Below are 14,372 nucleotides of genomic sequence, written 5' to 3'. Positions count from 1 at the left end.
CCACGGCGGGCCGCGTCGCACCCCCTCGATCCACTGGCAACAATAGCGCCACCCCCTGACAGCGAAGGAGCCCCAGTGGGAGAAGAAGCGACCTCGATCAAAGCCCTCTTCCTCGAATACCAGCAGACCAAAGAGGAACAGAAATCCAGGATCGCCTTCCGCGACAACCTCCCCTACGTCACCCTCGCCCTCATCACCGCCGCCCTCGCCGCCGGCTCCCTCTCACCACCGCTGCTCCTCCTGGTCTCCGCCACCACCCCCGCCCTGGGCTGGCTCTACCTGGCCAACGACAAGAAGATCAGCGACATGGGGCGCTACATCCGCACCAGCCTCGACCCCCGGCTCGGCGCCGCCAGCCAGGAGCAGGTCACGATGTTCGCCTGGGAGCACTTCCACCGCGGCGACGCCGGGCGGGCCCAGCGCCGGACCATCCAGTGCGCCGTCGACCTCGCGCTCTTCACCGGAATCCCCGCCGTGGCACTGACCGCGTACTGGTCCGGGACCCGAAACTCGGCCCTCGGCCTAGCAGTATCCGCCATCGAAGTGGCGGCCGTGATCACACTGGCAATCCATATCGTCAAGCACGCCAAATACAGTCACTGACCGAAAGAGTCAGAAACTCTTTTCCGCAAAGGCGGTCACATTCGGTCAATCTGGAAAATCCTTCCCGCAGTCAGGAACTCCCTGAACCACACCAGCCACCCCGCGTGATGGCCTTGCGAGGCAGGCGACATGAGTGCCCGGCGTGATCGGCCCCTGCCGCCGGAACGGGAAGAGTCAGGCGCCGGGGCCCTGGGCCCCCAAGTTCAGCAGCCTGGACCAGAGACGCCCCGGTCCTCTCTGCGGGTTGCCGCCGGAGAGCCGGTGGACCTCGCCTGCTGCTTTGAGGATCGTGGCGCGGTGTTGAGGGGGCAGGTGGGCCAAGGCGTCCAGAGGGTCGTAGCCCGACGCCTGGAGGATCGCCACGGCCCTGCCGATCGCACCCGCCGGACATACCAGCGCGGCGTGATGGAGCAGATCGTGACCTTGCGCGGTGTGGCCCGCGACGTACAGGTCGGCGGCATGTGCGGCGATCTCGGCCGCTGTCAGGGAGCCCACACCTCCAGGTACGGCCGGCAGCAGCGGGCGGACCAGCAGGGCGCCGGTTGCCTGGTCGGCCGGACTGTGTCCGGTGCGTGCACCTGTCTCGAGACCGGGACCCCTGCCACTGCTCCCAGCGAAGGGATCCCGTACCTGCCAACTGGGGGGCTCGAAGGGGGAGCGGTACGAGTCGACGGGGCGTGGGCTGGGGACGGAGATCTGCCCCCGTATAGGGAAGGTGTGACCCATGCCGGCTTTACGGACGGATTGGGGTGCGAGGAACGAATCCGGTGTCCTGGCTGAGCCGGCGGTGTCAGACGTACCAGGGGCGGACGGCTGGTGACGGGGGTGCAGCTTCTCGAAGAAGGAGAACGACAGAGGCGGATGCTGGGCCTCGCCCTGGCGAGGAGAGCCGGGTACGACCGGGGAGCTGGCATCGTCGCCCGGCGCACCGGCACCGTCCTGTGCGCCGGGAGAGGGTTCCGGCCAGCCCAGCAGGGAGTGCAGGTGCGCCTGCAGGTCGATGTCATCAGCAAGGCTCCGCTCCGAGACGGCCCGCATGGCTGTGTGCGCGGACGCGGGGTTGGTTCGCTCGAGGCAGAGCAGGAACTTCGCGACCTCCCGGATTGGGCGCTCCAGCGCAGCCGTGAGCAGCAACTGGGCCTCGAGGGAGAGCTTGAAACTGTGCAGGCCGACCGACAGAGCGCAGACGTCTTCGACGGGGAGGACTTTCGCACAGCGCTGGACCATCGCAGTGGCGACTTCGCCCATCCGCTCCGACCGCAACTGGCGTATCAGGAGCAGGACTTCGGCAGGCGGCCGGGTCGCCGCTGCGCCCATCAGAATACGAAGGTCCGCCTGTGAGCGGGATTCGCCCAGTTCACGCAGCAGCCAGGTGAGCATGGAGACAGCGGCGCGTCGGCCGATCAGGCCGATCAATGCGAGGCGGTCCTGTTCCGCCGCAGGCGCTGGCTGGCTGCGGCGTGAGGAGGTGCGCAGAACCTGGGCCGCTGATGCCCGTGGGCAAGGAGCGAGAGCGGAGTCGACGTTGGCGAGGCAGTTCAGCGTCGACAGCAGGCTATCGGCTGTGCCGGTGCTGGCTATGGAGGCGAGGATCGCCGATACGACGGTGTACTTTCCCATCCGGCGCTGGAGGACGACGAGTTCCGCCGCGGCGCGCGGGCTGAGATGACTGGCACTGATGGCGAGTATCCCGACCATGGGCTCGGCGGGCATGCCGCGCTCTTCCAGCTCCCGGCAGACCTCCATCAGCCGGACGACCACCGGCAGAGGCGCACCAGTTGTGTCGTGCGCATCGGCGCTGTGATTGTCCACCGCAGGGCGGTGATTGTTCGGAACATCCGTGGTGGTCAGCGCATTGTCCGACGCTGGTGTGCGCCTGCTTGCCGCTGGGGCGAACCCCAGGCTGGTCTGAGCATCCAGGGTGAGCCTGTCACCGTCGTCGTTGACGCGGGCGACCTTGGCCAGGGCGTCGTCGACATCCTCCAGGAAGTCCTCGGCCATGCCCGACTTCACCAGGGCAGGTTTATCGTCGGCGCTGCTGTCATCACCGTCACCAGACGATGTGCGGGCACGCGCCAGTTCGGCCTTCAGTCGTGCGATTTCGCGATTGGCCTGGTCTATCAGCTGGAACGCCCGGCGTTGGTTGGCCTCCGCACGCTCTTTCTCCTTCTGGGCCTGCCGCAGCTGGGCTTGCGAGCGGGCCAGGACGGAGAGAGGCGCGTCATCCTCATCCTCGGCCGTGTCGGCCACAGGGCGCGGCACATCCGCCTCACGCTGTAGCCGGCCGATCTCCAGATGCAGAACGCTCATCATCTGCAGCAGCATTATGATCAGTTGACGGGCCGTCGACTCGGCCTGGTGACTGTTGGCCAGCGCCTCACGGGCCTTGAGGAGCTGGTCTTGAACCTCGATGGTCCGAGTCTGGGCGCGGATGACCGGGTCGCCAGCGGGGGCTTGGTCCGGTGGTGCCTGGTCCGGCGGCTTGCGGTCCCATATGAGCCTGGCCTCGCGTAGCTGTATCTCGGCGACGCTACGGTCATGGAAGCAGACGTCAGCGACCGCTTCGACGAAGTCCCACTTCAGCCCCTGGCCGCCGAGCCAGGTCGACAGCGTCGCCTTCGAAGGCACACGGCGGGTGTCGAAGTGCTCGGCAACGAGCCCCTCACGTAACTGAGCCACCGTCAGGCCCGCGTTTTGGATCCAACCCCTCAGAAGCCTTGCGATGGCATTGGCTCCCTCGCTGTCGCCTTTGAGGTCTCCCCATGGGCGTCCAGCACCGGGGCGCTTGCCCCCGTTCGTCATCGGCTCCCTTAGGTGGGGTGAGTTGTTCGGAGTAGGCCGTTGGACAAACGCCAGCGGCCCGTGACCACATCCCACCAGAGGCATGGTGGGAACGCCGCCGCTTTCACCGAAACCGACGGCACGACTCATCAGGGCCGCAGCATGCGGTGCGCCGGGCAGGGCGGCACAAGGGCTCTGCTCGTGATCGGAGGGGACAGATGACAGAGCAGGGCAAGGCCGGGCAGCAGACGCTTCGGGCGGTGGCCCGTCTGAAGCGACGGGTACGGCGGTGGGCGCCGACGGTCGCGGCCCTGGGGAGTGCGGCCGTAGCCGTCACTCAACTGTGGGACTGGCTGGTCGCCCAGTAAGCCCCAGTGAAGGCGGGAGCGCTTCGGGGCGGCTTCGGCGCTTGCAACCGAGCGGAGAACAGGTGACGGAGCCAGTCGAGGACGGTTGCGTGCGCGAGGTTGGTGCGTTGTTGAATCGGTAGTCGTCCTCGAAACGAGGGCCGCTGGTGAGGGGATCGCCGGCGAGCGTGCTGTCGGCGCGGGTGAGGAGGATGACGGGGCGGTCGTCGCTGGCGAGGGCCGACCTCATCGAAGTGCGTCCGCTCACCGGCGGGGGTAGGCGCCAGCAGTCCTTGGTCTTCTCAGGGCCGGCTGCGGCAACGTCCTCCCAAGGCCCGGCCGAGTCGGCTGGGCCCCGCTGCCGTCTTGGGCGGAGCCTTCGCCCGAATGAATTTGTGCGGAGTCTGTTCAACGTCCTTGGCGAGATCCACTTGGATTAGTCGCAACTGCTTTGGCGGTCGGCGTAGCCAAGGGCCCGTCGGCGTGGCGAGCGGTGCGCTGAGGGCCTGGCGTGTCGTCAGGTGCCTTATGGCGCGGCCGGGTCGGGACCGACCCGGCTCCCGTCGAACTCGGCAGACCTGTTCGCAGGGACGGGTGGTTCGCCTGTCGCACCCTGATCACGAGGAACCCCCTCGGACCTGCAATCTTCCCCGCTTTACAGCCGTGTCCGCTGGCCCCACTAGAGTGGTACCTGTTTCCTCAACTTCCGCCGCTGCCAGCGGCGGTAGGGGCCCGCTGATCGGCGGGTCCACGCCTTGTACAAGGGGCGGTTACATGCCTAACGGCAACAACCGCTGGGGAACTCCGGAGGAGTGGGTCAGGCTGTTTCTGATCCACCTCACCGTGGCGCTGCTCGTCCTGCTCGTCGAGCACTGGGTGATGTAAGCGGAGGAGGCTCGGACCCCCTGCCAGGGGTCCAAGCCTCGGGTTACTCCAGCAACACGATCGCGCGAAGGGCCGTCTCTTCCAGGGGCCGGCCCTTCGTGCTGTCCAGGCCGGGGCTCCGCCACTGGCGGAACCCCGTGGACAACTCCGACTCTAGCGGCTCCCCGTGTCAACAGACACGCCCTGTGCAGTGGTGCGCCGGGAGTGTCTAATCAACGGCGGATCTGCTGATCAAGGAGAGACGCCAGATGATGGACACCGCTGTTGGGTTCGGCCCTGCTGAGGAGCGGCCGGAGCCGGCCGTGCAGGCCGCGTCGGATGAGCAGTTGATCGCGATGCTGGTGGACCGGGCCCGGTCGGAGGGGTTGCAACTGACCGGGCAGGGTGGCCTGTTGCGGATGCTGACCAAGCGGGTGCTGGAGTCGGCCCTGGAGGGCGAGATCACCGATCACCTCGGGTACGAGAAGCACGATGCCGAGGGACGGGGCAGCGGCGACAGTCGTAACGGGACCCGGGCGAAGACGGTGCTGACCGATGTCGGTCCGGTCGAGGTCAGGGTGCCCCGGGACGTGGCCGGCACGTTCGAACCGCAGATCGTCAGGAAGCGGCAGCGGCGCCTGTCCGGGGTGGACGAGATGGTGCTGTCGCTGTCGGCGAAGGGCCTCACCCATGGGGAGATCTCCGCGCATCTGGCCGAGGTCTATGGTGCGGAGGTCTCCAAAGCAGACGGTCTCGACGATCACGGACAAGGTCATGGAGGGCATGGCCGAGTGGGCCAGCCGCCCGCTGGACAGCGTCTACCCGGTGTTGTTCGTGGAGGCCATCAACGTCAAGATCAGGGACGGGCAGGTCGCCAACCGGCCCGTCTACGTCGTGACGACCGAGGGGCACCGCGACATCCTGGGGATCTGGGCCGGCGACGGCGGTGAGGGCGCGAAGTACTGGCTGCACGTGTTCACCGAGCTGAGGAACCGCGGCCTGGAGGACGTTCTGATGCTGGTCTGCGACGGGCTGAAGGGCCTCCCGGACGCGGTGGAGACCGTCTGGCCCCGCACCGTGGTCCAGACCTGCGTGGTCCACCTGTTGCGGAACGGCTTCCGTTACGCGGCCCGCCAGGACTGGGACAAGATCGCCAAGGTGCTGCGGCCGGTTTACACCGCCCCAAGCGAAGACGCCGCGATGGAGCGGTTCCTGGAGTTCCAGGAAGCCTGGGGCCGGAAGTACCCGGCGATCGTGAAGCTGTGGTCGGACGCCTGGGCCGAGTTCGTGCCCTTCCCCTCCTTCGACGTGGAGATCCGCAAGGTGATCTGCTCCACGAACGCGATAGAGTCCGCGAACGCCCGGATACGCAAAGCCGTCCGCGCCCGCAGGCACTTCCCGAACGAGGCCGCCGCGATGAAATGCGTCTACATGGCCCTCATGTCGCTGGACCCGACCGGCAAGGGCCGCAAGAAGTGGACCATGCGCTGGAAGGCACCACTGAACGCCTTCCAGATCGCCTTCGACGGCCGCCTCACCCCGACCACCCGCTGACCCACCCAACAACCAAGATCAGCCGTTAAGTTGACACTCCCGGACCGAGGCTGACGGGGCAGTGGGTCGCTGAGGCCACAGCGGTAGCGAGACCGAGGAGGAGGACGCGGGGCCTGTCAGCGTGCGCCTTGGCCGTGGGTAGGCCGGGCGGGTGCCTTCCTGGGCAGGTACGAAATTGGTATCTGTTCGGTCGCGTGCCCGTCGTACAGAAAACCTGTCGGACCGCAGGGCGGGTTTTCCGAGCGGATCCTCATCGCGCTTCATCAGGGCACGCGCACTGCCGGCGCTCCCGTCCGGGCTTGGGGGCTGGTTGTTGGTTCTCTACCGCGTGGGTAGCGGGCCGGGTGGGTTCAGCGGGGTGGGTGGGTCGTCGGGGTGGGCGAGTCGCCATGGGGTGCCGTCGATGAGGGTGGTGCGGGCGGTGGTGTCCTCTTCCTCGGCGGGGACCAGGCGTGCGCTCACCCAGGTGTCCCTCTCCGGGACGGGAAGCCCCAGGTCCCGCGCGATCTGAGTGTGTCCGCCCAGGTGGCCGAGCACGATGATGCCGTCCTCTGCGAGCCTTCGGCGGGCGTCGCGGACCCGCTTGGGTGCGTCGTGCTGCCGGGTGGCGGTGACGATGTCGGCACGGCGCACCGGCTGGTGCTGTGCCGTGCGGAACAGGTTCTCCAGTCGGCGCTGCCCGGTGGTGGCGGAGAGGATCTGAGTTACTTGTTGCTGCGGAAGGGTCGTCAGCACGCTGGTGGGTAGGGAGAGTTCGTGGTGAATCCAGGTGATCGCCTTGCGTCCCGCAGTGCTTAGCCCCCGCTTGCCGTCCCGGTTGCCACCTTGTGTCAGGACGTCGGGTGTCGCCCGGAGGAGGCCGAGGCTCCACAGGCCGATGTCGGAGTTGAGGGTGACCAGCAGGCACAGACGGCCGATGGCTTCCGGCGGGATCATCCACTGCGCTTTGGTCGAGACCTTCACGTCCACTTCGGTGCCGGCGATCACGAAGTCGGACGAGCTGCCGTGTTCGAAGCGGAAGTCGTGCTGTAGGAGGTTTGCAACCAACTGCCCGGTCATCCGCTTCTCGCTCTGGCTTAGGCTGTCCCACCGGAAGCGTCCGGTGTGTTCTCCGTCGAGGAGGCGCTCCATCGCTTCGGCCAGTAGGGCGGTCGTGCGCTGGCCGCCGGGGTCCAGACGCGTCAGCTCCTGCCGCACCGCGGTCATCTCATGGTCCTCGCCCGTGCTTGCTGGGGCGATTGCGTGGGACGTCTGCTCGGGCGGGCTTGCGAGGCGCTCAACGTGCTGACGGCGTTGCGCGGCTGCCAGCAGCGCCTCCAGGGCCGAGATCCGGCGCTGCCCCTCCTCAGCAGCTTGGAGAGCGGCGTCCCGCTGGCCCGTGGTGAGGAGGAGCTTCTTCTCCAGGGCGGCGAGTGCGGCTTCGCCGGAACCTTGGCGCATGGCCAGTGCGGCCTCAGCCTCGGCCTGGCCCTGCAGTGCAGTGGCGAGAGCGGTATTGGCCTCCAGCAGCTGTTCCTGCACGGTCACCAGCTTCGACAGGTGAAGCCTGCAGTCCTCGACCGTCCTGTTGTCCCCCGAGGGAACTGGGGAAGCCGGCCCCGTGTCTTGTGCCCAGGAGGTCGCGGTCAGGACTGACGCCTTCTTCTGGGCTGCCCGGGCCTCCTCGGGATCAGTGACGCAGACGGCGATCACCGCGTTGACCAGGCTCATGTTGTTGCGTAGCAGGGTCCCGCCGAGGCGCTTGTGGAGGGTCGAGGCCCCCGGTTTGCTCCTGTTGGCGATCTTATCGGGCAGCCGCAGGTGGATCTGATTGACCGTCAGGCCCGCCTCGTCGCGCAGATGGCGAAGGAAGAGGACCAGCTGCTTCTCCGCCTCGGAGGTGCTGCGCGGGTCGTTGGGAGGACGGCCTCCGCGGCCCGCCGCACGTGGTGGCACCACTCCTGTTTTCTCCCATTCTCAACAGTTTTCTCGATCGTTTGAGAAAACTCTACCGCAGCGGCACCCCACACTGCACTCTGGAGATCAACACCAACCCCCCACTCCACAAGGAGCCCAGCCACCATGGCCCAGCGCCCGCCGCTACCCCGCAAATATGACTTCGCAGCGCTCGCGGCCGTGCTCACCACCGGGGTGACCCTCGTAGCTCTCGGCACACCACCCGAGTCCCTGGCCAGCATCACCATCGCACTCGGTGGCCTCTACTCCTCCTGGCGCATGGCAGCGCCCAGCCACGAAGCGGCACCGTCCAACCCACACGAACGGGAGGAGCTGAATCCCGATCAGGTGGCGCAACAGCGGCGGCTTCCCGAAGCCGGCGGCTGACCACCCCTGTCCGGCCTGTCCCACCCGAACCGGCAGGCCGGACAGCAGGGCTGGGTGGCCCTGCCTGACCAGGCAGGGCCGGCCCACCTCACGTCGGCATGGCGCCCGTCAGCGCCCCGGGCCCTTGCCCGTCGCGCGCAGCATGGCGGTATGGGCACCCCGGCTGGCCCGGGTGTCGGCGTGTTTGACTCCAAGAACGCGAACGCGGGCGCGGACGACTTCGGCCATCGCCGTCACGGCTTCCTCCGGTCGTCCTGCTCGTTCCAGGCATTCGGCGTGACGGTGACGGGCTGTCAGAGTGTCCGGGTGCTCCGGGCCCAAGGCCTTCGCCCGTGCCCGCGCGACCTTGGCGTACATCTCGGCTGCTTCACCCGGGGTGTCAAGGGCGGTGAGCGCGGATGCGTGGCTGAACATGCTGGCCAGGGTGTCGGGGTTCAGAGGCCCCAGTACCCGGATGCGGTCACGGACGAGTTCGGTGAACAGGCCATTGGCCTTGAGGTGGTCACCGGCCGCCTCGAGGAACTGAGCTTGGTGGTGACGGGCGGTCAAGGTGTCCGGGTGCTCCGGGCCCTGCGTCCGAGCTCGGTCCCGGGCAAGGCCGGCGAACAGTTCGGCAGCCTCGCCCGCGAAGCCGGAGAGGCCGCGGTACAGCGCGTGCTGGTGACGCGCTGTCAGGGTCTCGGCGTGATCGGGCCCCTGAACCCGGGTACGACCACCTACGAGCGCCTTGAACATCGCGCAGGCCGCGGAATGATCGCCCGCCTCAGCCAGGCTGGTGGCGTAGCCGTGACGGCACTGCAGAGTGTTGAGATGGTCAGGGCCCAGGACCCGTACACAGTCCGAGACCAGCTCGGAGAACATCCCTGACGCCTCTCCCGGACGGCCCGCCCTCCGGAGAGTGACGGCATGGTTGTACCGGGCTTTGAGGCTCTGCGGCTGGTCGGGGCCCAGAAGACGTTCGTAGTCCCTGACGAGACGGGCGAACAGCTCGCTGGCGTCGGCCGACAGACCGGCCTTGCCCAGATGAAAGGCATGGTCGTACCGGGCTGTCAGAGTGTCAGGGTGACGGGGTCCCAGAAACTCGGCGCAGTCGCGGGCCAGTCGGGCGAACTGCTTGGAAGCCTCGCCCGGCCTGCCAGCCTTCGCGAGGTGGACGGCGTGGTGGTGACGGGAAGTCAGAGTGTCGGGATGCCCTGCCCCCAATACCCGGGAGCGCCGCGCAGTGACATCACCAAGGACTTCGGCAGCCTGCTCCACCTCGCCGGACTCCCCGAGACACACCCCCAGTGCATGCAGAACCCGCAGGGTGCCTGGGTGGTCCTCACCGCTCACCGCGGCGCAGTCCCAGGCGAGGTCGGAGAACAGCGCGGCAGCCTGCTTCGACTCACCCGACCTGGAGATGGCCAGGGCGTTGTGGTAGCGCCGGGTCAGTGCCTCGGGGGTCAGATCCGCGTCTGCGCCGACTCCGTGCGCTGGGCAAGTCTCGGCCATGTCCGCGGCGACAGTGCTGGTCGCGGGGTTGTCCGGGACAATCTCCACTGCCGGCTCGTCGCGCCAGTCGTCACCGCCCTCGGCCACAGGCTCCGTGGCCGCGGCATCCTGGTCCGAGAGTTCGTCGGTGATGCGCTGCAGCGTCTGGTCGTCGGCGTCGTTGACGGCAACCGCCCGGGCCAAGGCCTGATCGATGTCGTCCCCTTGGGGGTCCTCCGTCTCACCGATGACCTCCAGCCCCTCGGCACCGGGCTCGCCCACATCATCAGCACGGGACTCAGCGGCCTCACCCCGCAGACGGTCCACCTCGGCCGTCAGGGCCTCGACCTGCTCCTGAACCCGCACAGCGAGGTCCTCGGCCTGCCGCTGCTTCTCCTGTGCCCGCTCCAACTCCTCACGGGCCCGCCGCTCCTGATCCAACGCCCGCGCAAGCCTGCCCCGCGTCTCCTCCAACGCCCGCCGATGATCGGAACGCCCCCGCAACCGGTCCCGCTCCGCTGACAGGCTCCGCACCCGCCCCTGCAGCGTGCCGATCATCGTCAACAACACCATCACCAACTGCGCCGAGTTACGCGCCGTCTCCTGCAGCGCGACCTGCCGCTCCAAAGCCCTCGTCAACCGGTCGTAGGTCTCCACCTGCCGCACCCGTGCCCGCTCAAGCTCACCAGCCGCCCCCACCCCGCCCCCTTGGCCCAGCGACAAGCCCTCAGCAGGGCTGCGGGCAGCCCGCAGCAACTCCTCCGCCTCGGCCAAGCGGCGCTCGCGCAACCGCGGCTCCCGCACGGTGACACGCACCAACGACGCAACGAACTCCCACTCCGGAACCCGCCCGGCCAGGAAACTCCCCGTCTGCGAACGCGAATAGTTGATCTTTTCCGCGACAGCGGTCATCGTCAGCCCACTGGCATCCACCTGCGCCCGCAAGAAATCCGCCAGCACCCTGGCCTCAGCCGTCTGCGCCTGGATCGGCCCCCACGGCCTTCCACCCCGCCTCTGCCCCGACACGCACGTCCCCCACACCCCAGGGCAGGCCACCCACCATCCAGGACGTCCCCGGACAACCCACCAATTGTCCGGACTCTACCTGCGACGATGCACAGTTCGCTTGAAGACAACCAGAGCCCACTCCACCCTGCTCCCCACAAGCCCGGGCCACTACTGCAGCGTCAGAACCCGGCATCAGCACACTGGTTGATCCGACGGAGAAGAACATGAACCCGAACCCCCCGACCCCCGCGTCCCAAGAGGCCCCTGAGCAGCCGCTGCTGAGCGCGCACGCCACCCTCGTGCTGTTGGCCGCCGCATTCATCGGCCTCACCGCCGGCACGCTCACCTACTGGAGCGGCACTCCGGCGGCAAGCGCGATCCTGGCCGGTCTGACCGGAACCGGAGTGAGCGTTCCGGTCCTCCACAAGCTCATCCGCTGACCCTCAGCACCCCAAACACCTAGCGGCTTCCCCACGCCGACGCACACCGCGCCACGGCCCCGCAAGGACCTCGAGATGGCAGGCCGCCAGGCCACGTGGCCAAACCTGTGCGGCCGGGGTGATACAGCCCCGGCCGCACCATCGGTACCCGAACCTTCACAGCAGACCAGCCCCGAGGCCCGCGCCGACCTTCCCACCAACCCAGCAGAAGGCCCGCTACCGTTACGACCAAACTTGCAAGATAACCACCCAGCCCCACCCTCAACCCAGCCGGCGGCCCCTCATGAACCAGCCCACCGCGCCCCGCACCACGCGCCCCCGGCTCGAACCCCGTCCCCATCAGACAGCAGCGATCCAGGCCGCCACCCGCGAACTGCGCCTCAAGGGCACCCGCGCTCTCATCACCTCTGCTTGCGGAACAGGCAAGACGCTCACCGCGATCCGCATCGCCGGCAACCTCCGCGCCCGCCTGGTCCTCAACGTCTTCCCCACCCTCGACCTCCTCGCCCAGACCGCTCTCGCCTGGCGCGCAGACCACCGCCACGAGCCCATGATCGCGTTCTCCTCCATGGACACCGCCGCCCACGACGGCCTGCGCACCGCACGGGTAGCCGGCACCGGAGACGTCCTCACCCTCGCCAAACTCATCAACGAGGCCGACACGCTCACGGTCTTCACCACCTACGCCTCACTGAACAAGATCGAAGAAGCCCAACTCAAAAGCACCGGCCGCCCCTTCGACCTCGCGATCATGGACGAAGCCCACCGCGTCTCCGGCCAGGCCGACAAGACCTGGACACTCATCCACGACGCCCAGCGCATCCGCACCGACCGCCGCCTCTACCTCACCGCCACCCCGCGCTCCTGGCACAGCCCCCACATCCAGACCCCCGACACCCAACGCCACGCCCAACGCACCAAGCCCACCGCCCAGGCACCGGCCACCACCGCGCACTCCATGACCGACACCGCCGTCTTCGGCCGCCGCGTCCACGACTACGACCTGCCCACCGCCATCACCGACGGCGTCCTGGCCGACTACCGCGTCCTCATCCCCACCATCACCGACCACCACCTGCGCACCCACCTCAACCAGACCACCACCCACACCGACGCCCAACGCACCACCGCCCTCCACCTGGCCATCGCCAAATCCATCACCGACCACCAACTCACCCACGTCCTCGTCTACTTCAACGAAGTCGACGCCGCCAACCGCTTCGCCACCGAGTTCCCCCACACCCTGCGCCGCCTCCCACCCGAACACAGGCCACCCATCACCCCCCACGTGGCCTCCATCCACGGCGAGCACACCCCCGAACAACGCAGCGACATCCTCGCCGCCTTCAGACAGGCCCCCTGCGCGGTCCTCACCAACGCCAAGCTCCTGGCCGAAGGCATCGACATCCGAAGCATCGACGCCGTCGTCTTCGCCGACCCCACCCACAGCGTCGTCCGCTGCGTCCAGGCCCTCGGCCGCGCCCTGCGCAAGCCCGCTGGCAGCGGCAAGGTCTCCAGCCTCGTCATCCCCGCCTACATCGCCCCCGGCGCGGACCCCACCGACCTTCTCGGCAGCGCCTACGAGCCCGTCTGGGCCATCGCCGCCGCCCTGCGCAGCCACGACCACCGCATCACCGACCGCCTGCCCAACCGCGCACACCGCCTCCCCAACGAGACCAGCTCGCTCATCAGCACCCACTGGCACTTCGACTACAACACCAACCCCGAAGCCATCGCACGCGCGATGGACATCGTGGCCTTCGACCCCGCCGGCCCCATGAGCCGCGCACGCCGCCAGGGCCTCGCCTCCCTCCAGGCATTCCGCGACGAGCACGGACACCTCGCCGTCCCCGGCGAGTACATCGACCCGTACGGCTTCGCCACCGGAGCCTTCGTCCAAGGCCAACGCGACGCCCGCCACACCGGGCAACTCGACGCCACCCCCGACTGGATCGCCGAACTCGACGCCCTCGGAATGATCTGGAACACCCACGAAGCGGCCTGGCAGAGCAACATCACCACCGCCCGCCAGTACCTGGAGCGCCACGGACACCTCGCCATCCCCGCCCGCGAACCGGCCGGCACCTTCCTCGCAGAACAACGCTCCCAAGCCGCCCGCGGACAGCTCAGCCCACAACGCCGAGCCGAACTCGACACACTCGACCCGCAATGGCAGCTCCCACATGGCCCCGACTGGACCCGCAAGTACGGCGCGCTCCGCACCTACCTGCACGCCGGCCGCGACCCCGAGGAAGTCACCGAAGACACCGTCATCGGCACCGTCAAAGCAGGCACCTGGCTCCGCCGCCAGCACACCAACTGGCACACCCTCACCACCGGCCAGCGCACACTGCTCACCAACCTCGGCCTCGCACCCAAGAACCCGACCCCTGCAGCACCCAAGCGAGCACGCCGCACCTTCGCCCAGACCCTCACCCTCCTGCTCCTGTTCATCGACCAAGAGAGCCGCTTTCCCGGAGCCCGAGAATGGATCACGGTCGACGGCGAGCGAGTGATGCTCGGACCTTGGTTCGCCAAGCTCCGAACCAAGCACCGACACGCCCAACTCGGCCAGGCCCAAAGCCAACTGATCGAGCACCACCTCGGCCCCGACTGGCACACCGACACCACCCCCAACCTCCCAGAGAGCCAGTAGCCCACCACCCGGAAACACCAAACTTCCAACGAAGGAAGCACCGCCCCTCTCCAGTGAGACCCCCTGAGGCCAAGCACCCACCAGACCCGTCGACAAGCGACCGAGAAGCGAAGCGGAACGGTCGCCGACCCGATCCAACACACCATCAACCCCCAGTGCTGCAAAGCGAAGCGGCGCAGCAGCAAGCCGAGCGCGAAGCGCCGGCTGCCTCGAAGCGAAGCGCAGAGGCAGACACGCGGAGCGGGTCCAGCCCACGCGGAGCGTGGGCCCAGCGCGGAGCGCTGGCGGTCCGAAGAGCCGAAGGCTCGAAGGAACCCGCTCCGCGGG

At 68.1% G+C, this 14,372-nt stretch carries 7 protein-coding genes and 1 pseudogene; 5 read left to right on the top strand and 3 right to left on the bottom strand.

Features of this window, described 5'->3' with window-relative positions; translation table 11 throughout:
* The first annotated feature begins 75 nt into the window (after positions 1-75).
* A complete protein-coding gene (locus tag ACZ6ZR_RS36665) occupies positions 76-603 on the top strand; it encodes a hypothetical protein (protein ID WP_465650060.1) in 528 nt (175 codons plus the stop codon).
* A 174-nt stretch (positions 604-777) separates the two neighbouring features.
* On the opposite strand, the gene ACZ6ZR_RS36660 is transcribed toward ACZ6ZR_RS36665, so the two are convergent.
* The gene (locus ACZ6ZR_RS36660; RefSeq protein ID WP_465650058.1) at positions 778-3,405 is read right to left on the bottom strand and encodes a hypothetical protein; all 2,628 of its coding nucleotides are present in this window, start codon (positions 3,403-3,405) and stop codon (positions 778-780) included.
* Positions 3,406-4,951: 1,546 nt separating this feature from the next.
* Between ACZ6ZR_RS36660 and ACZ6ZR_RS36655 the strand changes: the two are divergent.
* A pseudogene (locus ACZ6ZR_RS36655) lies at positions 4,952-6,149 on the top strand (IS256 family transposase).
* A 321-nt stretch (positions 6,150-6,470) separates the two neighbouring features.
* Here ACZ6ZR_RS36655 and ACZ6ZR_RS36650 read toward each other — a convergent pair.
* Entirely contained in the window at positions 6,471-8,084 is a 1,614-nt protein-coding gene (locus tag ACZ6ZR_RS36650) for a NaeI family type II restriction endonuclease (protein WP_465650056.1), read from the bottom strand.
* A 126-nt stretch (positions 8,085-8,210) separates the two neighbouring features.
* Between ACZ6ZR_RS36650 and ACZ6ZR_RS36645 the strand changes: the two genes are divergently transcribed.
* A complete protein-coding gene (locus ACZ6ZR_RS36645; RefSeq protein WP_465650054.1) occupies positions 8,211-8,471 on the top strand; it encodes a hypothetical protein in 261 nt (86 codons plus the stop codon).
* Positions 8,472-8,579: 108 nt separating this feature from the next.
* Here ACZ6ZR_RS36645 and ACZ6ZR_RS36640 read toward each other — a convergent pair whose 3' ends face one another.
* Entirely contained in the window at positions 8,580-10,901 is a 2,322-nt protein-coding gene (locus tag ACZ6ZR_RS36640; protein ID WP_465650052.1) for a tetratricopeptide repeat protein, read from the bottom strand.
* 272 nt (positions 10,902-11,173) lie between these two features.
* Here ACZ6ZR_RS36640 and ACZ6ZR_RS36635 point away from each other — a divergent pair, with 272 nt between their 5' ends.
* Together ACZ6ZR_RS36635 and ACZ6ZR_RS36630 are read left to right on the top strand one after the other, a co-directional pair.
* On the top strand, positions 11,174-11,389 hold the full coding sequence (locus tag ACZ6ZR_RS36635; RefSeq protein ID WP_465650050.1) for a hypothetical protein: 216 nt from the start codon (positions 11,174-11,176) through the stop codon (positions 11,387-11,389).
* A gap of 283 nt (positions 11,390-11,672) precedes the next feature.
* A complete protein-coding gene (locus ACZ6ZR_RS36630; protein ID WP_465650049.1) occupies positions 11,673-14,045 on the top strand; it encodes a helicase associated domain-containing protein in 2,373 nt (790 codons plus the stop codon).
* Positions 14,046-14,372: the final 327 nt, after the last annotated feature.

It is taken from the genome of Kitasatospora sp. NPDC088742 (assembly GCF_055584905.1).
This window is presented reverse-complemented; position numbering and strand designations above follow the sequence as displayed.